We start from the raw sequence: 22,972 nt of genomic DNA, 5'->3' as shown, positions 1-22,972 counted from the left end.
CCTTTTATAAAAGTATAAAAGCAGTTAGATGGAAATGAATAAAAAAAGATTAATCGGGTACCTGTTTGTACTGATGTCTGTGGGCTGCATTCATGCGCAGGAAACGAATGTGTCTGCACAAGAATATAAACTATGGTATGACTGCCCGGCACAGGTATGGACAGAAGCACTACCTTTGGGAAATGGACGCCTGGGAGCCATGGTTTATGGGACACCAGGGACAGAACAAATACAACTAAACGAAGAAACGATCTGGGCAGGACGCCCCAATAACAACGCCAATCCGGACGCGCTGGAGTATATTCCCAAAGTGCGTGAACTTGTTTTTGCCGGAAAATACCTGGAAGCACAGACTCTCGCTACAGAAAAGGTGATGGCAAAGACGAATTCCGGAATGCCATATCAAAGTTTCGGTGATTTGCGAATTGCCTTTCCCGGTCATACCCGTTATTCCAACTATTATCGGGAGTTAAGTCTGGATTCAGCCCGTGTGATGGTGCGTTATGAAGTAGACGGAGTGCAATATCAACGCGAAACGATTACTTCATTTACCGATCAGGTAGTAATGGTGCGCCTGACAGCCAATCGTCCCGGACAAATTACATTTAACGCTCAACTGACTTCGCCTCACCAGGACGTAATGATCGCTTCTGAAGCAGGAAACTGCGTAACTCTTTCAGGAGTATCCTCCTTGCATGAGGGGTTGAAAGGGAAAGTGGAATTTCAAGGCAGATTGACTGCTAAAAATAAAGGTGGAGAAATAGCTTGTGCCGATGGGATACTTTCTGTTGAGAAAGCCGACGAAGCAATCATCTATGTATCTATTGCGACTAATTTCAATAATTATCAAGACATTACCGGTAATCAAGTAGAACGGGCAAAAAACTATTTGGAGAAGGCAATGGTTCATCCATTCATCGAATCGAAAAAGAGCCACGTTGATTTCTACCGGCAATACCTGACACGCGTTTCTCTCGATTTAGGAAAAGACCAATATGCAAATGTGCCAACCGATAAGCGTGTGGAAAATTTCAAGAACACCAATGATGCTCATCTGGTTGCCACTTATTTCCAATTCGGACGTTATCTGTTGATCTGTTCTTCCCAACCGGGAGGACAGCCCGCCAACCTGCAAGGAATCTGGAATGATAAATTATTCCCTTCCTGGGACAGTAAATATACCTGTAACATCAATTTGGAAATGAATTACTGGCCTTCAGAAGTAACGAATCTAAGTGAGTTGAATGAACCGTTATTCCGCTTGATAAAAGAGGTTAGCAATACAGGAAAAGAGACGGCTAAGGTTATGTATGGAGCCAACGGATGGGTATTACATCATAACACGGATATATGGCGCATCACAGGGGCGGTTGATAAAGCTCCTTCAGGTATGTGGCCCAGTGGTGGTGCATGGCTTTGCCGGCATCTCTGGGAACGTTATCTATACACCGGAGATATTGAGTTCCTGCGTTCTGTTTACCCGATACTGAAAGAGTCCGGACGTTTCTTTGATGAAATCATGGTGAAAGAGCCGGTACACAACTGGTTGGTAGTCTGCCCCAGTAATTCACCGGAGAATGTACATTCGGGGAGTGACGGAAAAGCCACTACAGCTGCCGGATGCACCATGGACAACCAATTGGTCTTCGATCTTTGGACAGCAATTATATCTGCTTCTCAAATACTGGACACAGATCAGGAATTTGCCACTCACCTGGCCCAACGTCTCAAAGAAATGGCTCCTATGCAAGTAGGACATTGGGGACAATTACAGGAGTGGATGTTCGACTGGGATGACCCGAAAGATGTACACCGCCACATTTCTCATTTATACGGACTATTCCCCAGCAATCAGATTTCTCCTTATCGTACTCCTGAATTATTCGATGCAGCACGTACTTCTCTGATTCATCGCGGCGACCCGTCGACCGGATGGAGCATGGGATGGAAAGTTTGCCTCTGGGCTCGCTTGCTTGATGGTGACCACGCTTACAAACTGATTACAGATCAGTTGACTCTTGTGCGCAATGAGAAGAAAAAAGGAGGCACCTACCCTAACCTGTTCGACGCGCATCCACCATTCCAGATCGATGGAAACTTCGGTTGTGCCGCAGGTATTGCAGAAATGTTGATGCAAAGTTACGATGGTTTTATTTATCTGCTTCCTGCACTTCCTACCGTCTGGCAGGAAGGTTCTATCAAAGGAATTATTGCACGTGGAAGTTTCGAACTTGATTTGAGCTGGAAAAACGGGAAAGTAAGCCGTCTGGTTGTGAAATCTCATAAGGGAGGTAACTGTCGCTTACGTTCACTCAACCCATTAACAGGCAAGGGTCTGAAGCGTGCCAAAGGTGAAAACCCGAATCCTCTTTATGCCGTTCCCACTATTCCCGAACCATTGATTAACGAAAAGGCAAACCTAAATAAGGTGGAAATTGCAGAGACTTATGTCTATGATCTGCCTACCAAAGCAGGACAAGAATATGTATTGATTGGAAAATAATAACTCGACCGATATGAACAAAAACTTATTAAAACTGATGGTAGCTTGTGGAACGACTTGTTTTCTGGCATGCACAGCACCTCAAAAAGTAGAAACGGAAAAATGGAGTGAACGCATGGCACGCTCCGAAATGAAACGTTTCCCCGAACCCTGGATGATTGAAAAAGCTAAGAAACCACGTTGGGGATATACCCACGGACTAGTAGTGAAATCCATGTTGGAAGAATGGAAACATACCGGAGACAGCACATATTATGATTATGCCAAGATCTATGCGGATAGCTTGATTGATGCCGACGGACGTATCAAAACCATGAAATATCTTTCATTCAATATTGATAACGTCAACGGTGGAAAGATTCTTTTCGATCTTTATGCACAGACCGGAGACGAACGTTATAAAATTGCCATGGATACCTTGCGCAAACAAATGGCAGAGCAGCCCCGTACCAGTGAAGGAGGGTTCTGGCATAAATTGAGATACCCTCATCAAATGTGGCTGGACGGAATCTTTATGGCTTCTCCTTATCTGGTTCAATATGGGGCCACTTTCAACGAACCGGCTTTATTTGACGAAGCAACGAAACAGATTCTTTTAATAAATAGTAAGACTTATGATCCTGCAACAGGATTGTATTATCACGGATGGGATGAAAGCCGGGAACAGAAATGGGCAAATCCAGAAACGGGTTGCTCTCCTAATTTCTGGAGTCGCAGCATCGGATGGTACGGAGCGGCTATCGTAGATGTACTGGACTTCCTGCCACAGGAAACTGCCGGACGCGACAGCATTATACAGATTTTGCAAGGATTGACAAAAACGCTTGTGAAATATCAGGATCCTCAATCCGGAACCTGGTATCAGGTGACCGATCAGGGAGCACGGGAAGGTAATTATCTGGAATCATCTGCTACTGCCTTGTTTGTCTACACTCTCGCCAAAGCTATCAATAAAGGATATCTTGGCAACGAATATATCGAACCGACAAAGAAAGCCTTTGATGGAATGGTAAAGACATTCACCCGTCTTGAAGAAGATGGTAGCTATACAATCACTAACTGCTGTGCAGTGGCAGGATTGGGCGGAGACTCGAAAAGATACCGTGACGGCTCATTTGAATATTATATCAGTGAACCGATCATAGAGAATGATCCGAAATCGGTCGGTTCATTTATTCTGGCTGCCATTGAATATGAGAAAATGACAGAGAAAAAATAATTTTTAGACACGGATTACACGAATTTCACGGCTTTTGAAATATGACTAGCAACAGCGTAATTTGTGTAATCCGTGCCTAATATTCGAAAACAATAAACTAAAAACGATAAAATACAATGAGAAAATTCAAGATTCTTCCTCTCTTATTGCTGTTGCTAACTTTAGTTATCCCGGCAGCGGCACAGAAGAAAACGCAAAAGACGTACATTCCCTGGAACAACGGAAAGCTTGTAGTTTCCGAAGAGGGACGTTACCTGAAACATGAAAACGGTGCTCCTTTCTTTTGGTTAGGCGAAACGGGATGGTTATTACCCGAACGCTTGAACCGGGATGAAGCCGAATATTATCTGGAACAATGTAAACGCCGCGGATATAATGTGATTCAGGTTCAAACATTGAATAATGTTCCGTCTATGAATATCTACGGACAGTATTCGATGATTGACGGATACAACTTCAAAAACATCAATCAAAAAGGTGTATACGGTTACTGGGATCACATGGATTATATTATCCGTACAGCAGCAAAGAAGGGTTTGTATATTGGTATGGTCTGTATTTGGGGAAGTCCTGTGAACCGGGGTGAAATGACTGTTGACCAAGCAAAAGCATACGGTAAGTTTCTGGCAGAACGTTATAAGGACGAACCGAACATTATCTGGTTTATCGGCGGAGACATCCGTGGCGATGTAAAAACCGCCGAATGGGAAGCTCTGGCCACTTCTATCAAAGCTATCGACAAGAATCACCTGATGACATTCCATCCGCGTGGAAGAACAACTTCTGCTACTTGGTTTAACAATGCTCCTTGGTTGGATTTCAATATGTTTCAAAGCGGACACCGCCGCTACGGGCAACGTTTCGGAGACGGTGATTATCCTATTGAAGAAAATACGGAAGAAGATAACTGGCGTTTCGTAGAGCGTAGCTTGGCTATGAAGCCAATGAAACCCGTGATTGACGGTGAACCGATTTACGAAGAAATTCCTCATGGCCTGCATGATGAGAACGAATTGCTCTGGAAAGACTATGATGTACGCCGGTATGCTTACTGGTCGGTATTTGCCGGTTCTTTCGGACATACATACGGTCATAATTCTATCATGCAATTTATCAAACCGGGTGTAGGTGGTGCTTATGGCGCTAAAAAGCCTTGGTATGAAGCACTGGATGATCCGGGTTACAATCAAATGAAGTATCTGAAAAACCTGATGTTGACTTTCCCGTTCTTCGAACGTATACCCGATCAGTCTGTCATCGTAGGACAGAATGGAGAACGTTATGACCGAGCTATCGCTACACGTGGTAATGATTATCTGATGGTATACAACTACACCGGACGTCCGATGGAAGTTGATTTCAATAAGATCAGTGGTGCGAAGAAGAACGCTTGGTGGTTCACTACGAAAGATGGCAAGCTGGAATATATCGGCGAATTTGATAATGGAGTGCACAAATTTCAACATGACAGTGGTTACTGCAGTGGAAACGATCATATCCTGATTGTAGTGGACAGCTGTAAAAACTATATGGAGAAGGACTGGACAGAGTTACCGGATGCACAACAAAAATGGAATAAATAATTATATTATGAGGCACGGATTACACGGATTTCACGGTTGCTTTGCGCAATCATAATTCTAAAAGCCGTGTAATCCGTGTAATCCGTGCCTAAATTTATAGATGAAAACCTACTTATGAATAAAAGAATATTTATATTATTCCTATTTTCCCTTCTGCTCTTTACCGGGTCCATATACGCAGCCATAGGTATCACTGACCTGCGAACAGAACAGTTGAAAAATCCGGCAGGTATCGATGTGCGCCAACCTCGATTGAGTTGGCGCATCGAATCGGATGGACAGAATGTGATACAAACTGCGTATCACATTCTTGTTGCATCTTCCCCAGAGCTATTGGAACAAGGGAAAGGGGATATCTGGGATTCAGGAAAGATTGAATCTGACGCTTCCCAATGGATCGCTTATCAAGGAAAAACGCTAAAGCGTAATGCTCCCTACTATTGGAAAGTGAAAATCGACACCAACAAGGGGACAACAGATTGGAGTACTCCGGCTTTCTGGACTACAGGACTGTTTAATGAAGCAGATTGGCAAGGGCAATGGATTGGTTTGGATAAAGCCGCTCCCGGAGACAGCGAAACACAATGGAGCCGCTTGGCAGCCCGCTATCTCCGCAAAGAATTTGCATTGAAGAAAGAAGTGAAACGTGCCACAGTACACATTGCCGGAATGGGATTGTATGAACTGTTTATCAACGGACAACGTATCGGCAATCAAGTTCTGGCTCCTGCTCCTACCGACTATCGGAAAACGATTCTGTACAACACCTATGATGTCACATCGTTGCTTCAAACAGAGAATGCTATTGGAGTAACTCTCGGAAATGGTCGTTTCTATACGATGCGCCAAAACTATAAACCGTATAAGATACCGACTTTCGGCTATCCTAAACTTCGGTTGAATCTGATTGTGGAATATGCAGACGGCAGCAAAGAAACGATTGCTACAAACACCACTTGGAAATTGACAACTGACGGTCCTATCCGTAGCAATAATGAATACGATGGTGAAGAGTACGACGCCCGTAAAGAGTTAGGAAACTGGACTCAAACCGGGTATGATGATAAAAGCTGGATGCCGGCACAACGTGTGAGCATTCCTTCGGGAACATTGCGTGCGCAAATGATGCCCGGTATGAAAGTCACAGAAACGTTGAAACCTGTTTCCATTAAAAAGCTCGGCAATAAATATATCTTGGATATCGGCCAAAATATGGCGGGTTGGGTACGTTTCCGAATCAAAGGACAGGCTGGGGACAGCATTCGCCTCCGTTTCGCAGAAAGTCTGCAAAGCAATGGTGAACTTTACACCAGAAATTTTAGGGACGCCCGTTCTACAGATGTATATGTTGTCAGTGGACGTGAAACAAAAGATGCTACCTGGGCACCTCGTTTTATCTATCATGGATTTCGCTATGTAGAAGTTAGCGGTTATCCGAATGCGAAGGCTGAAGATTTCGTTGCTGAGGTAGTAGAAGATGAAATGGAGCATACCGGAACTTTCAACTGTTCTGACGAGACTCTGAATAAGATTATCCGTAATGCATTCTGGGGAATCCGGAGTAATTATAAAGGTATGCCGGTAGACTGTCCACAACGAAATGAGCGCCAGCCATGGTTGGGCGACCGTACCATGGGGTGTTGGGGAGAGAGTATGCTTTTCGATAATTATGCAATGTACACCAAATGGACGCGTGACATTCGCGAAGCACAACGTGAAGACGGCTGTATTCCTGATGTGGCTCCGGCATACTGGAATTATTACTCGGATAATGTGACTTGGCCTGCCGCTTTACCTATGGCCTGCGACATGCTTTTCACTAACTTTGGAGACAAACGTCCGATCGAGGAGAATTATCCTGCTATCAAAAAATGGGTATCTCATATCCGCGAATACTACATGACAGAGGAATATATCATCACCAAAGATAAATATGGTGACTGGTGTGTTCCACCCGAATCACTGGAGTTGATTCACAGTAAAGACCCATCCCGCAAGACTGATGGAGATTTGATCGCAACCGCTTATTATCTAAAGGTACTGCAACTGATGCACCGCTTTGCAAGTCTGCAAGGACTGGAAGCTGACGCAAAAGAATGGGAAGATTTGGAACATCGCATGAAAGATGCATTCAACGCCCGTTTCCTACACGTAAAAGAAAGCACCTCACTCGTGCCGGGACATGCCTTATATCCGGATAGTATTTTCTATGGCAACAACACGGTTACTGCCAATATTTTGCCACTTGCCTTCGGACTGGTTCCTAAAAATCAGATCAATGCGGTAGCCCAAAATGCTGTGGCTTCTATTATTACGACCAATAAAGGACATATAAGTACCGGAGTAATCGGCGTACAATGGTTATTGCGTGAATTGAGCCGCCGTGGACATGCCGATGTAGCTTATTTACTGGCTACCAATAAAACATATCCTTCTTGGGGATATATGGTTGAAAAAGGTGCTACCACTATTTGGGAATTATGGAACGGTGATACAGCCAATCCTGAAATGAACAGCGGTAATCATGTAATGCTTTTAGGCGATTTATTACCTTGGTGTTTCAATAATCTGGCAGGTATTCGTGCAGACCGCTGGAAGTCCGGTTATAAACATATCGTTTTCCAACCGGCTTTTGAAATCCAGGAGTTAAGCAATGTGGATGCATCATACATGAGCATCTACGGGAAAATAACCAGTCGGTGGGCAAAGACTCCTGCTCATTTGGAATGGGACATCGAGCTTCCTGCCAATACAACAGGTGAAGTGCACCTACCGGATGGACGGAAGGAAAAGATCGGATCGGGAAAATATCACTTCAGTGTAGACATCCCCACCCGGAATACGGCTATTCTAAGTGATGAATTCCTGTACGAGAAAGCTTCTTTCCCCGAATGTCACGGAGCTACGATTGTAGAATTGAAGAACGGTGATCTCGTAGCTTCTTTCTTCGGAGGAACCAAAGAACGCAATCCGGATTGTTGCATCTGGGTATGTCGTAAGCCGAAAGGTTCCAAAGAATGGACTGCCCCAAAGCTTGCCGCTGACGGTGTGTTCTTGCTCAAAGATTCACAAGCTGCATTGGCTGGAATCGATTCAACTTGTACACCTGTGAAGGATGAGAAAGGAAAACTTATTGCCCGCAGAAAAGCTTGTTGGAATCCGGTTCTTTTCCAGATTCCCGGAGGTGACTTGATTCTGTTCTATAAAATAGGTCTGAAAGTGAGTGACTGGACAGGATGGCTGGTTCGTTCACGTGACGGAGGAAAGACTTGGAGCAAACGCGAACCGCTTCCGGAAGGTTTTCTTGGACCTATTAAGAATAAGCCGGAATATATCAATGGGCGTATCATCTGTCCTTCCAGTACGGAAGGAAGTAACGGATGGCGTATTCACTTCGAGATTTCCGATGATAAAGGCAAGACCTGGAAGATGGTAGGTCCACTGGATGCCGAGTTATCCGTCCCCACCCAAAACCGTAAAAAAGGTGGCATGAATGTGGACGATCAGGAAGGAGGAGAAGCGATCAGAGGAGAAGGAGCCAAACCTGTTTATGCGATACAACCTAGTATTCTGAAGCATAAAGACGGGAGATTACAGGTACTCTGCCGTACACGTAATGCACAAGTAGCAACTGCATGGAGCAGCGATAATGGTGATACGTGGAGTAAAGTAACGCTGCTGGATGTTCCGAATAATAATTCCGGAACGGATGCTGTGACAATGAAAGACGGCAGACACATACTTATCTACAATAATTTCTCTACATTACCCGGAACTCCGAAAGGTCCGCGTACTCCGCTTTGTGTAGCCGTATCAGAAGATGGTATCAACTGGAAGCCTGTTCTTACATTGGAAGACAGTCCGATCAGCCAATACTCTTATCCTAGTATTATCCAGGGAAAAGACGGAAAACTGCATGCCATTTACACTTGGCGTCGCCAACGAATTAAATATGCAGAGATAGATCCGACGAAGTTTTAAATTGAACCGTCATCTGAATAAAATCGACCGCTCCTTTGTCCGCAAAAGAGCGGTCGATTCTTTGTATTTATCCATTTTATATTTTACATTTGCCAATAAATAAAAAAGAACGATGGCAGATAATTATATAGAAAGACAACAGGAACAATATGAAGCCAGAAAGGCTGCTTGGAAACAAGCACAGAAATATGGTAAGAAGAAATCTACAACAGTTCATCCGGCTGAATCGGCTTCGTGTACTCCAATGACCTCCAAATCAGCCCCCTCCAAAAGAAGAGTATTTATAACAGGAGGAGCGGAAGGAATAGGCAAGGCAATGGTAGAAGCTTTTTGCCTGTCCGGCAATCAAGTCGCTTTTTGTGATATAAATGAAATAGCGGGACAAGAGACTGCAAAAGCAACCGGATCTATATTCCATAAAGTCGATGTCAGCGATAAGGATGCACTTGAAAGTTGCATGCAACGTATTCTTTCCGATTGGAAGGATATTGATATCATTGTCAACAACGTCGGTATCAGTCAATTTTCGTCGATCACCGAAACGAGCGTAGAGGATTTCGACAAAATTCTTTCTATCAATCTACGCCCTGTATTTATCACCTCCCGCCTGCTTGCCATACATCGTAAAGAGCAGTCTTCTCCTAATCCATACGGCCGGATTATCAATATCTGCTCCACACGTTACCTGATGAGTGAACCGGGAAGTGAAGGTTATGCAGCTTCGAAAGGCGGTATCTATTCTTTAACTCATGCATTGGCTTTATCATTATCCGAATGGAATATCACCGTCAACTCTATTGCTCCGGGATGGATACAAACTCATGATTATGACCAACTCCGACCGGAAGATCATTCACAGCATCCTTCGCGACGGGTAGGCAAACCGGAAGATATTGCCCGTATGTGTTTGTTTCTCTGTGAAGAAAACAATGATTTCATCAATGGAGAAAATATCACGATTGACGGAGGAATGACGAAAAAGATGATTTATCCGGAGTAACTTGAAATGAAGTCATCACCTCTGTAACAGATATAATAATATCTATTATTGCCCAATATTATATTTATCAGATACAATGATATGTCTTTATCATATCATTAATCACCATGAGACTCTTGCAACACGCTTCGGGTAACTTCCACTCCTGTCTTCACTATCGAAGCTGCATGATGAAACTCCAACATATCATAGGTATCGCCGGACATCTGAATTAAGATATCCGGCTGACAACGCTCTATCTGGTAACGAGTGATTTGTTGCATCATCATTCTTGAAGATTCTGTCAATAGATTATAAGGAGATATTTTCTTTTTCTTTCCGGAATCGAGGGGTGCATTCACATCGACAGCTATCAGGATATCTCCTTCAATGCGTTTTACATGAGCCAATGGAAGAGGATTCAGAATGCCTCCGTCAATCAGAACCATACCGTCTTTTCTCAACGGACGGAAAAGCATGGGGATGGAAATAGATGCACGGATAGCTTCATGTAAGCTCCCCCTGTCAAACCTCACTTCCTGATCGCGGACAATATCCGTAGCCATTGCTACATAAGGGACAGGCAGGTCTTCAATATTCATGTCCGGAATAATCAGTTTCAGTTCTTTGATAAAACGGTCACCTTTCACCAATCCATCCCGGCTTAAGGTAATATCCGCCAATTCCCACATCTTACGTTTATCCCAACTATATAGCCATTCCTTACATTCTTCCATCTTTCCTGAAGCGTACATCGCCCCCACCATAGCTCCCATCGAGCTTCCTGCAATAGAAGTGATCTCAAAATTGTGACGGAGCAATTCTTCAATTACTCCTATATGTGCTATCCCACGTGCTCCTCCCATAGAAAGGACCAATGCTACTTTTTGCTTATCCATATCATCTACATTTCAAATAGTTATCTACAAAATAACACATTTTCAGCGAAAAAGATGTTTAGTAATCGCGAAGAAATAATTTATAGCAGCGTTTTATGAGAGCTAAAGCTATGCTTTAGAGATGATAAAGCTATGCTTTGTCTGTTGCAAAGCATAGCTCTATTATATTCTTCTTAATTGTCCCGGATTATACTCCGATATATAGGAAGGAAAAAGGTCTTACCCCTATTTATTTCTTTTCTTGGGCCTTTTTTTCTGCGTTTCGCTTATTCACATAATCCTTGAACATCTGACGCCAGTTACGACCGTGCTCATTGAAATACTGTTCGCATTTGGTTTTATAAATTTCGAAGATAGCAGAGATCTGCTTCATATTCTTATAGTCAATAGCCTGTTCGCGAGCCAGCTTCAACTGTTCCAGGATGTAAGCAGTTTCCTCCTCTGTCATATTGGGCACAATGGCCTGATAACCTTTCAAGGTAAAAGCAACTTTACCTACCGTATATTTATCGAGGATTTGTTCTATCTGTTCTTCAGTCAATACTCTGCGTAACTCTTTCATTAGCCTTTCATGTACTTCTTTCGGCATAGCAGAATCTGCAATCATTTCACGGTCGAGCTTGGAAAGCGGCTTGCCTGTAAGAGGATTGATACCCTCGGGAATTGTTGTATAGGGATGCTCATTGTGCCAGTCGCGAACTTTACGAAGATGGTTATAAATAGCTGTTGCCGCAAAACCTGCCTTTTTCTCATCATCCAACTTTAAAGAAGCTACCCAGTCCATAGCTTTCTTTTCAAGAGAAGCATCTGATTTTAAATCAGCAAAGGCCTTCTTGTCAAAATAGGCGGCTACCTTGTCAAATGACCGGATTGCACCTTCGGGAAGCAAAGCTCCTTTTTCTCCAAAACTATACATCGCAGATTCCGGTTCAATGGTAACTTTGCTTTCGTCCAGCATCTTTTTGTCCAACTTAAACACGTCTGCGAAGAAATCATAAACGGCATTCCGTTTGTTCGGACCAAAGTCATGTTTCTCTTTGGGGAGATGTATATTCGTTACTTTGTCTTTCGCGTTATAGAATCCATAAATTCGTTGCAAATAAGGAAATTCAAGAGTAGGAACACTAGCCGTCCAGTCGCCACCATCAGATACAACGAGTTGTGGACGAGGGGCAAAAGTAGCAGCTAGTTCCGCATTACAGGTTCCTCCCGCAGAAAGTTGAATGGGCATTCCGCTTTCACACGGACAGCCACCGTCAAAGTGAGAAGCAAGGCTCACCACGGGAGCAGAAGCGGCAAAACGATCATCTAATACACTCAATAAAACAGTATGAGTGCCCCCTCCAGAACCACCATTCGTACCGATACGACTGGTATCAATATCCTTACGGGAAGCAAGCATAGACTCAAGAATCAACAAGCCATTCATTGCCTGAATAGTGTGCGCCGCACTACTACGATGTGCCGCACTGCCAACTTGTAAAGCCGACTCTCCCCATCCGAACAAATCATAATCCACACAAATAGCTCCCATACGTGCTAAAGTGCCCATACGTTGTTGCTGGTCCTCGCGATAACGTCCGCCACCAAAATGTCCGTTAGGACAAATAATCAAGGCATGTTTTCCTTTTGATTGAGGCGTGTAGATAGAACCGCAAACATATAGGCCGGGAAGTGTTTCAAGTGCAAAATTCTGCACTGTATAGCCATCAAATTTACGTATCTTCGAAAGAATAGGTTTGGATTTAACACATTGAGCTAGTAAAGTATCGATACCTAAACGCTGACGCACTTCTTTTTTCAAAGAATCAGCACGAAGTTCAAAAGCCTGTCGATCCGCATAAAGAGTATTCAGATAAGCCAACATCTTTTCTCCGTCTGCATCCGTACGACGTGGATATTCATACGCTTTTAGCTTATACATATTTCCTTTCTGTTTGACAAATTTATAATCGAAAGGTGCCAATACATTCGTCAGGGATTCTTCTACAGAATAAGGACGAATACGAAAGTCGGCATAAGGCAACACTTTTCCTACCGTATCAATATCATATTTCAGACGGACTCCGAAACGGTTTTGAATATCCGTCAGTACTTCATTCAAGGGACGGGCAAATTCCGTCTCGTATGTTTGTGTCTGCGCTTCAGCCGAAAGAGATGCGGCAAGAAGCATGGTAAAAAGGATTCGTTTCATTTTTAATTATTTGATTCTAAGTAAGTCATCATAAAGACACCAGGTGCAGAGCAGGATTACATTTTAATCTCTTCACCATTGACAATCACATCATCCATCGTGATACGCTCACAATTTTCGAAGATACATTTCTGTTTTCCTCCCTGAATATGAATATCACGCAAAACAATGTCAGATATCGGTGCTTCTTCCAAACCCACCATTTTGATTGGAGTCTTTACATCTGTCACAGTCATTCCACTGATATGTACGTTACGGAAGATCGGAGTGCGTTCACTCTTTGGTTCCGCAGGCATTTTACTGTATTTCAAATTCAGCACGACCGCCTCCTGTTTAATATTGCTCATAACAACGTTGCTAACGCGAATGTCTTCAACAACTCCTCCCCTTCCACGGGTTGATTTGATGCGGATTCCACGATCCGTTCCATCAAATACGCAATTGGAAATAGTCACTTTACGCACACTCCCACTCATCTCACTGCCGATAACAACGCCTCCATGACCCGAAAGCATGGTACAGTTGGTTATGGTGATATTTTCGCAAGGTACTCCCAAACGACGGGCCTGCGCATCTCTTCCGGACTTGATGGTTATGCAATCGTCCCCCACTGATATATGGCAGTCACTGATATGCACATTGCGGCAGGATTCCGGATTAACCCCGTCTGTATTTGGTGAAGGGGCATTATCAATAGTTATCCCCTTTATTATTACATTATCGCAAAATTCAGGATTCACCGTCCAGAAAGGAGAATTGATAATTTTCACTCCTTCAATCTTTACTTTCTTACAACGGACGGGCTGGATAAACGGAGGACGGAAAAAGCGACGCTGCAACGTAGTTACATAATCCTTATTCGTTTCAGCATAAATCGCTGTCGTATCGTTTGCTGCATCCCACATCGGCTGATATTTATTTATATCACGCATGCCGTTATCTTTCAAATCAATCATGACACGAAAGAACTCCATCCACCATTTCTTTCCCTGTCCGTCCAAAGTTCCTTCTCCTTTGATGGTAATATTCTCGGCATCTACCGCATAGATCAAAGGCTGGAAACTTTTCATCATCACTCCTTCGTGACGAACCTCAACAAAAGGAAGGTAGTCATCGAAGTTGTCAGAAAAAAGCAAAGTAGCTCCGGCTTCCAACTCCAGTGTAATGTTGCTTTTCAGATGGATACTTCCTGTCAGGTAAGTCCCGGCAGGAAAGAAAAGAGTACCTCCGCCACCACGGTTCAAACGATCAATCGTTGAATTGATTAGCTTTGTATTAAGAGCCTTACCATTTGCTTTTGCACCGGCCTTCAACATATCCACACGCTCGGCACGAAGAACTGTGGTTGCACAGAAGCAAAGAAAGACGAGAAGAATTGTCCGTAAATTCATAATCGATATTATTAAATTATATTTCATCATTGCCTTCTAAAAAATCATGAATACATTGTTTTTTAATTCTACAAATATATGCAAAAGGTTCTTTCATTTTGCACAAACCAATTGATATGTTCCACTCTGTATCTCTTTGGGTTCTTTTTCTCCCGGAAGATAAACAACAGCCGTAGTATTCACCGGAACAGATATGTTTAAAGTGAAAGTTCCATTCTGGCTAGTCCAATCCACAACAATAGTACCATATAAAGTTTCATACGATGCTTTGACATATTTCAAATCTCCTACAGGCTGGGGAGCGATGATAAACTTTTGATAAGTAGTAGATGGACGAATACCGACCAGTGAATTAAAGAACCATTCATCAATCTGTCCCATCATAAAATGATTCCAGGAAGAACCTTGGCGGGGATCCCATTGCTCGGTTAAGGTTGTTGCACCGAATTTCAACTGGAAGCCATATCCGGGAGCTTCTTCGTGGTTGAACATCTTATAAATAAGTTCGTGCTGACCATTACGCGCCAGTGTCTGAATCAGATAGCGGTTACCCACATCACCGGTCGTTAAGCGATTGCCATGTGCTTCCACATCTTTAATCAGATTCATAAGTACTTTCTCATCCAACTTTGCATCCGGTTGATAACTGCCTTGTTCATCTGAATCCTGCGTCATCTGGAGGAATAACGGAAGTGCATTACTACATTGGCTCCCTGTACCATACTGTGCTGTCTCTTTATTGAGAAAACATTTATTAAATGCGGCAAGTATTTCATGTGCCAAAGAAGTATAATAATGAATGTCAAAGTCATTGCCAACCATTTTCGCAGCTTTTATTAAATACATTACTGTCATATAATAATGCGCGGTAGCCACCAGGGGAACCGGTGTGTTCCTAGAGAATCCGGCACGAAAATCTCCATAATCATACCAATCTCCCAAGCCGAAAGAAAGAATACCCATCTCTGCACGAGTCTTCAAATAATCCACATAACGGCGCATATTCGGATAATATCTCTTAATCAACGAGTCATCTCCATACGTCTCATAGTACATAAATGGGAAAATAACCAGAGAACCACCCCATTCCGGAGATTCGGCAAAAGCATCCATACCCGGACCTTCAAAAACCACGTATTCCGGAGCAGTTGTCGGCATGGCACCGTTGGTATGTTGCGCATCTGCCATATTCTGCATAATCTGCGGAGCATAAGCTGTCAAATCATAGTTGTATAATAACCCAGGACCATTCAGATGCACCTGTTCCAGCCAGCCTAGCTTTTCACGATGCGGACAATCTGTAAACACAGACTGCATATTGCTACGCACTGCTTTTTCGATCAATCGATGGGCAGCATTAAATATCCGGTTGGATGATTCGAAAGTGGAAACTTTCTTAGCCGAATTAAATACGAAACAGGATTGAATATTCTTCAACACAGGCAACTTCTGCGGATTCTTTTGTCCTTTTAAGACAGCTCCTTCGACTTGAATATATCTAAAACCGTAATAAGAGAAACGAGGATGCCAGGTTTCGTCACCTTCACCTTTCAGTGTATATTCATAATAGTGTTGACGTCCCGTTTGTCGCTGATTACAGGCACCTTCATCCGTCAATGCTTCGGCTACGAGCAGAGTCACTTTCTGTCCACGTTTACCACGTACTGTTATTTCCGGAAAGCCAGCCAGATTTTGCCCCATATCCAACACGAAAGCAGAAGGATCGACAGTTCTTTTAGTCGATTTAGAAGCTGAAGCAACCTGTTCCGCATTTAGTTTGGTTACCTTTTGAATATCATATCGTTCCATGATTTTCACCGGAGGAGCCATCTGTGGACGTAGTATTCCTTTAGGAGCTTCCTGTATAACTACCGGACGCCAATGACTATCATCAAAGCCAACCTGATTCCATCCTTTTTGCTCACGACGTGCATCATAATCCTCACCTCCATATATGCAATTGAAGGTCACCGGACTAAAATCATATTTCCAGTCATTGTCAGAACGGAGTGTAGTAGATGTTCCGTCTTCGTAATTAATAACCAGTTCAAATAAAAGTGTAGGAGGCCCAAAACTTATCTGTAATTTGCGATAACGTCCTCCCTGCACATTATAGAATCCATTCCCCAATAAGATTCCCACAGCATTCTCACCATGCCGTAATTGTTCCGTTACATCATATGTGTTATAGTAAACAGTTTTATCATAATCACTCCACAGCGGAGCAAATTCACTGTTGCCCACTTTCTTGCCATTCAAAGAGAATTCATAGAATCCCAAGCCACAAACGTATGCGGTTGCCTCTACTATTTTCTTGCTTGATTGACGGTTTGTATTCCCTTCTGCCTTATCTCCCACCTGGAATGTTCTTCGCAAACAAATACTTTTCTTTGCTAAAGTATCCACTGCTTCCCAAGCTGCCTTTACCTCCGGTTTCTTCAACTCTCCACCGTGAAACTTGCGTCCTTCCGGTAAATGAGCATTCTGGCGAGTGATAGCTCCAATCCATTTTCCTTCGGAAAGTCTTGAGGAAGCAGAGCGGAACTGTGCTTCACGGCTCCATTCAGAGGGTGCATCTGTCTCATCCCAAACACGAACACGCCAACTATAATTGAACGGATTATCAGGACGTATATCTGCTCCTTCTATAGAAACCAATTGGCTCTGTGAAGAATAGACTTTTCCACTATTCCAAATTTGACGTCCTGTAAAAGCTTCCCGAATGTCAATCTCATAAGCGGATTGTCGCGTTCCATTTTCCGGCGATTCCATCACCCATCCCAAACGAGGTGCCCCCTCAACTACAACCAAACCTTCCTGCATTTCACAAGTAAGACGGCTGATTGTTATATTCTTCGCCTGCATGAAACATGGCAGACAAAGCAGTACTAAAAGAAAATAATTTCTAAAATTCATCTTTCATATATCTTTATTTGATAAACGATAAATCAGGCACGGATTACACGGATTTCACGGTTTTTAGAAATATGATCGCGTAAAGCTACAGCGTAATCCGTGTAATCCGTGCCTAAAATTTATCATTCAAGAACATTTGCACAAACGATTCTTGTCAATGTATCTGAATGACCGACTTCTTTACCATCCACAAAAATGCGTAAGCCTTTTCCACAATGATAACGATCGCCGTTCTTATCCCAAAGAATCGTCAGATTATGACCGTGATATAGTACATTATCCAAGCAGAACCAATCCCATTTGTCGGCAGGGATCAATGGATTTACTTCAATTGTATTATCCAGACGCGGACGAAGTCCAATCAGCCCTGTAATCATCAGATCGTTGAAAGTAGAATGATTATAGTAACGGCTACGTTCCTGATCCCCTTTCAACCAATAACCGGTCACTTCATCCAGATATTCGCCAATGTAAGGACGACCACGGTGATACTGTGATTCCACATACAATTCCATCTGACGGAAATATACACTGTCAGACAATACGGTCTGCGGATAATTATTCATAAAGTTAGCCATTGCTGTCAATGTCTGTGCAGAAGCAAACGGCCAGATAGCTCCGTCCCACTCACACTTACCCACTCCACGTGTACGGAATTCCGGATGACGACGTTCTGCAGTAGTTAATCCGTAAGGAGCAGAGAAACCTTTTTCATCCAGAATCTCTTTCCAGGCAACTTCATATTTCTTTGTCGTATCCGGCAGGTTGAAATACCAGGGAATATATCCGATTGCTTCACGGACATTTGCTGAAGAGTCTGTACGCATCGTTTCAAAAAACTGGTGACGGGTATTCCACAACTCATTTTCTACCAGATTTCTTAACGTGTCTGCTCTCATACCATATTTCATAGCCATCCCCTCGTCACCGGAAAGAATTCCCATACATGAAAGTGCTTTGGCATTGCCATACATATAACTATTGATTGTCGGGCGGGCATATTTTTTCTTCCGTCCACCACTGATAGATTCCTCCATACCATCCTGTACATCCCCCTGCCAGTACAATCCATTCTTCAAACGGTTCGTACGTTCCCAACGTTGATATTCAGTTTCCAGATCTTTTTTCATATCCAGCATAAAATCTTTATCCCCATCTACCATATAACGGGCCAATACAGCATCCGCATTCCATGAGCTGAACTTATCCATTTTCTTCATCGGACCGCCGTCATTGCCACGATACCATGTATGAATAATCTGATCCAGATATTTCGGGTCACGTAACCAACGGCTCTCATAAATATGATGTCCGATCGCACAAGCGATCAGGTTATATTTATCAGAATAGGAACGCTGAACGAGGAACTCCGTCATACCATATCCCACAGGAGTCTCTTTGATATGCTTGCGTAATGACCACCAACGATAATAATACATTTCTTCAAAATTATGTTGCGGGCATTCAAACAAAGGTATATTTTTCTCCATCCATTCCGAAGCTTTTGCATTAGGAATGGCCTGAATGATGTTCTCATCTTCCATACTGTTGAAATAGTCGGCATAATGACTGAAGTCGGCATACTTTAAGAAAGCAGAAGACGCGTCTTTATCTGTAGAAGATGTTTTCACATTGGCAATACCATATTCTGTCAATGAGTCTTGTGCACCTGCATTTGGCAGATCATAAGTCTGATCGGCAGGAGTATCTACAGTCGGGAATGTACGAGGCGTACCAGTACGGAATACGATCCGTTCAATAGCAGCCACAGGTGCGTAGAACATACGCAGCCCTACTCTTTTACCATCTACATATACTTGAATATTACGATCGGCAGTAGAAAGGACCGCTTCTACATGATAAACCTTTCCTGCTTCATATTTCATCATGTTGGCAAACCGCGAGCCACCTTTCATTCGGAAAATTCCATTATCAGTAAGTTCCATACGGGAACATGCTATTCCGTTCTCATCCAGGAATTCAATCTGAAGGATGCCTTTATCATTTTGCCCGGCTTGCAAATCGAATGAGACTTTCAACTCTTTAGAAGCCGGTATTTTACGTTCCACTTTAGCATAATCAAACGGGTCTTTATCTTGCAGTTTCAGCCATTGACCTTCCAGAGAAACCGGAGCCCAAACCGGAGAATAAATATTCCAGTCAGTCAGTTCTGCAATTGATTTATTGTTTGAGAAATCATCGTCCGCATGTGCTGAAGCATTTATCTCTACCGGAACAGGAATGCGGGAAATCCACATATCTTCCTTATTCACACTGTAAGAAACCCATAAATCACCATCTGCAGGTATTCCATTACCTTCCTGAATACCACGTGGATATTGGGGACCGTATGATTTATAATTTCCTCCATAGCGCATGGGAGTGATTTCACCATGTACCAAATTTAATGTCTTATATTCCAATCCATCTTTACTCAAAGAGATGGCTAGCGGCCAACGAAATTCCGACGGATTATATACGGTAGCATACGTTCCGTCACTTAGACGTTGTCCCCAGATTTTTGCATTGCTATTGACAAAACCTTTTGCACGAAGCACCGGTTCCGCCCAGGTATGTCCGCCATCCTCACTGATAGAAGTAAGTGCGTGTTTCCAAAGACTGGCAATACGTCCATCCGGCAATGTATAGCAATTGAATGCTTTATATCCTTTCTTCAGCGGAATGATAAGATCTTCACGGTCGGCTTCTTCCACCCACTGCATCATATACAGCGGATTATCAAGAATTTCCTGACAAGCTTTTACAAACTCACGATCCTTACTTTTTTTAAAATATGGATAATCGGTATTCTTTTCATTAAATCCATGATTATAATAAATGAAATAGATCGGTCCGAAAGAGCCGTCTTTCTTTATTTCACGAACTACGCGGCCAATACCGTTTCCATCATTGGGGTCATCCTTTTTATCCAAAGCAACTCCATAATTCCCCATTGTAATCAGTTTGCCGGATTTAGAGACATAAAATCCAACACGTTGGTGCATAATGGCAATCAGATCTTTGGCCTGCACACCCGGACGAGACTCTTTGGTATATCCATCGGGCACTTTATAAGGAGGAAATACAATTTCCGGATTCGTCCAGTGATATCCATCCTTCGAAGTCATCAGAAAAGTCTGTGAAGGCGGTACGTGCTCATCAGAAGGATCTGCCAGATATTGATAGAAAAATTGCCCATTCCAATAAGCGAGCATCGGTTGGTGATTATAAGTCCATCCATTACCGTTCGAAGCATCCGGATGTTCGCGATTAGCACGCACCAATTGAATATTATGTACTCCGACTACCGGAGACAGTTGCCCGTCGTGATAAGCAGGATTCGATAATTCTTTTCCTGTATAATGGATTCTATCTTGTGCAAAGGCTGTAGTAGTCAACCATCCGGCAGCCAGTACAAAAAGAATTTTAGCAGAGTTGTTCATGATTTATTTCTGATTTTAAATTAGTTCCGGATTTATTTCTTTTCTTCCAGCAATGCCTTTACTACTGATTCCGGAGCTTTGAATATTGTTCCATGCTTATGCCCCACAGGGATGCTTACTTCTTCTGTTACGTCTGTAAAGTTCCGGAAATCCTTTGTACGCATAGCACCATATATTTTTTTCTTATACACATCAAAATAGATTAAATAATCATCGCCCAACTTCTCTACAGACGGTCCTTCTACAAAGGATTCTGTAAAAGGCTGTGATGCCGGCGAATAAGGTCCGGTCATAGAATCGGAAAAAGCGATTTTCAGATTGCGCTCCGGACGGGTATTATTCTTAAGCACCATGACATAGTCATTCTTCGCCCGTTTCACGATGACAGCATCAATGGTGCTGAATCCCGGGTCGTACAGAAGTTTTGCTTTCGAAACTGTCTTAAAATCTTTTGTAGTGATATAGTATAAACGATGATTGTTATTCTCTTCCTCTATCCCCTTTTCAAAACGCCCGGGGACACAAGAGGCCCATACAACCATAAACTGTTCACTCTCGTCGTCATAGAAAATCTCCGGAGCCCATACATTAATGGTAGTCGGTTCGTCTGCCATTACAGGAATCATCTGTTGCTCCGACCAATGAATCAGGTCTTTGGAATGTGCGTAACCAAATCCCAAATCGCCTTTCCAACTGGTAGTCCAGACCAAATGGTAGGTTCCATCCGGAGTGCGCACCATTGAAGGATCCCTCATTAGTTGATGCTGCCCCAATTCCGGTTTCAACCAGATTCCCGGAATACTGTCCCAATGTATTCCATCCTCACTATATAAGTATCTCAATCCCTCATCAGCCGGTTCATGAAATGAAGTGAACATATAGTAGTCTTTGTTACCTCCACAAGAAGCCAAAAACAGAAGACTTATTGCAGCTAATGTATTTCTTAACTTTTTCATTTCTATATTCTATAATTGTATCCTTTATACAGAGGAGACGATAATAAGTCTAATTTGTACTCAAATATAACAGAAGAATCATTAGATTCAAAATTTATATATGATAAAAGGGCGACTCTCCGAGCCACCCTTTCCACCATCAAACAAACTAACCATTTACAATGGGAAAGAATTTCGCTTCTTTTTATAGTATCTTATTTTTTTATTATAGAGAACCTCCACGGGCTTTTACACGTTTATACCATTCCTCACGTTCTTTCTTCAGATCATATCCACGTTTAGCCAGATAATTATTGATACGTCCTTTGTACTTTCCGAAAGCAGCATGTTTCTTGTTCGAATTTTCGGCATCCAATGCGAATTCACGTGCCTCTATCAGCCAAGCATATATCTGGGCTTTTTCTTCTTCTTTCAAAGTCGGAATCATGTCCAGATGTGAGTCATAAGTCACTTTCACCACTCCATAAGTCATGCCATCCTTCACTGCCTCTATTTGCTTTTCATCAAGAAAGAGGGATAAATCGGCAGGAAAAGCGAAATGTGAACGGTATAATGCCGCATCTTTTTCATTTTCGGCAGCTTTCAGTGCTTCATTTTTAGCATCACCGGTCAACCCTGAATCTTTTACCTTCTTGACTTTTGCATCCCGTACTTCATAAATATCATTTAATTCGAAGTAACGATTGGCTATGATATTCCGAACGTCTTCGGCAATTTTCGCATCTGTAAGCCCAAGTTTATCAACGATCTTCTGTGACCGACCGACAATAGACTTCACATATTCAGGATCACGATTCTCTTTATTTAAGTCGACTGTCTGTGCGGACATCCAACCGGAAATAAAAAGCAATGATAGTATCAGTATCTTTTTCATTGATATTGTTTTTAAAGCAAGATGCCGAAAGAAA

Annotated in this window: 12 protein-coding genes; 5 read left to right on the top strand and 7 right to left on the bottom strand. The window is 42.8% G+C overall.

What is annotated here, in order from left to right; genetic code table 11:
• Positions 1-34: 34 nt before the first annotated feature.
• The 5 genes from I2I13_RS20630 to I2I13_RS20610 all read left to right on the top strand — a co-directional run bounded on the left by I2I13_RS20630 (position 35) and on the right by I2I13_RS20610 (position 10,286).
• On the top strand, positions 35-2,503 hold the full coding sequence (locus tag I2I13_RS20630; RefSeq protein WP_195650390.1) for a glycoside hydrolase N-terminal domain-containing protein: 2,469 nt from the start codon (positions 35-37) through the stop codon (positions 2,501-2,503).
• 13 nt (positions 2,504-2,516) lie between these two features.
• Complete coding sequence (locus I2I13_RS20625; protein ID WP_195650384.1) at positions 2,517-3,722, top strand: glycoside hydrolase family 105 protein; 1,206 nt, start codon at positions 2,517-2,519, stop codon at positions 3,720-3,722.
• Between the two features lie 116 nt (positions 3,723-3,838).
• The gene (locus tag I2I13_RS20620; protein ID WP_195650383.1) at positions 3,839-5,305 is read left to right on the top strand and encodes a glycoside hydrolase family 140 protein; all 1,467 of its coding nucleotides are present in this window, start codon (positions 3,839-3,841) and stop codon (positions 5,303-5,305) included.
• Between the two features lie 114 nt (positions 5,306-5,419).
• Complete coding sequence (locus tag I2I13_RS20615; RefSeq protein ID WP_195650382.1) at positions 5,420-9,286, top strand: family 78 glycoside hydrolase catalytic domain; 3,867 nt, start codon at positions 5,420-5,422, stop codon at positions 9,284-9,286.
• A gap of 112 nt (positions 9,287-9,398) precedes the next feature.
• A complete protein-coding gene (locus I2I13_RS20610) occupies positions 9,399-10,286 on the top strand; it encodes an SDR family NAD(P)-dependent oxidoreductase (RefSeq protein WP_195650381.1) in 888 nt (295 codons plus the stop codon).
• Positions 10,287-10,384: 98 nt separating this feature from the next.
• Here I2I13_RS20610 and I2I13_RS20605 read toward each other — a convergent pair whose 3' ends face one another.
• The 7 genes from I2I13_RS20605 to I2I13_RS20575 all read right to left on the bottom strand — a co-directional run bounded on the left by I2I13_RS20605 (position 10,385) and on the right by I2I13_RS20575 (position 22,938).
• The gene (locus tag I2I13_RS20605) at positions 10,385-11,164 is read right to left on the bottom strand and encodes a patatin-like phospholipase family protein (protein WP_195650380.1); all 780 of its coding nucleotides are present in this window, start codon (positions 11,162-11,164) and stop codon (positions 10,385-10,387) included.
• Positions 11,165-11,393: 229 nt separating this feature from the next.
• A complete protein-coding gene (locus I2I13_RS20600) occupies positions 11,394-13,358 on the bottom strand; it encodes a DUF3826 domain-containing protein (RefSeq protein WP_195650379.1) in 1,965 nt (654 codons plus the stop codon).
• A 56-nt stretch (positions 13,359-13,414) separates the two neighbouring features.
• Positions 13,415-14,749, bottom strand: a complete 1,335-nt coding sequence (locus tag I2I13_RS20595; RefSeq protein WP_195650378.1) for a glycoside hydrolase family 28 protein — start codon at positions 14,747-14,749, stop codon at positions 13,415-13,417.
• A gap of 93 nt (positions 14,750-14,842) precedes the next feature.
• Positions 14,843-17,665, bottom strand: a complete 2,823-nt coding sequence (locus tag I2I13_RS20590; RefSeq protein WP_195650377.1) for a glycoside hydrolase family 78 protein — start codon at positions 17,663-17,665, stop codon at positions 14,843-14,845.
• A 122-nt stretch (positions 17,666-17,787) separates the two neighbouring features.
• Positions 17,788-21,108 (bottom strand): glycosyl hydrolase family 65 protein, encoded by a 3,321-nt coding sequence (locus I2I13_RS20585; protein WP_195650376.1) that lies wholly within the window; start codon positions 21,106-21,108, stop codon positions 17,788-17,790.
• 32 nt (positions 21,109-21,140) lie between these two features.
• Positions 21,141-22,064 carry a glycoside hydrolase family 43 protein gene (locus I2I13_RS20580; RefSeq protein ID WP_195650375.1) on the bottom strand — a complete coding sequence of 308 codons (924 nt, stop codon included), beginning with the start codon at positions 22,062-22,064 and terminating at the stop codon, positions 21,141-21,143.
• A 205-nt stretch (positions 22,065-22,269) separates the two neighbouring features.
• A complete protein-coding gene (locus I2I13_RS20575) occupies positions 22,270-22,938 on the bottom strand; it encodes a DUF3826 domain-containing protein (protein ID WP_148366779.1) in 669 nt (222 codons plus the stop codon).
• Positions 22,939-22,972: the final 34 nt, after the last annotated feature.

Origin of the sequence: Bacteroides sp. D55t1_190419_B8, from assembly GCF_015558905.1 — a bacterium.
Lineage (GTDB): Bacteria > Bacteroidota > Bacteroidia > Bacteroidales > Bacteroidaceae > Bacteroides > Bacteroides vicugnae.
Note: the sequence above shows the minus strand (reverse complement) of the source record. Positions and strands in the feature narration are given on the sequence as shown.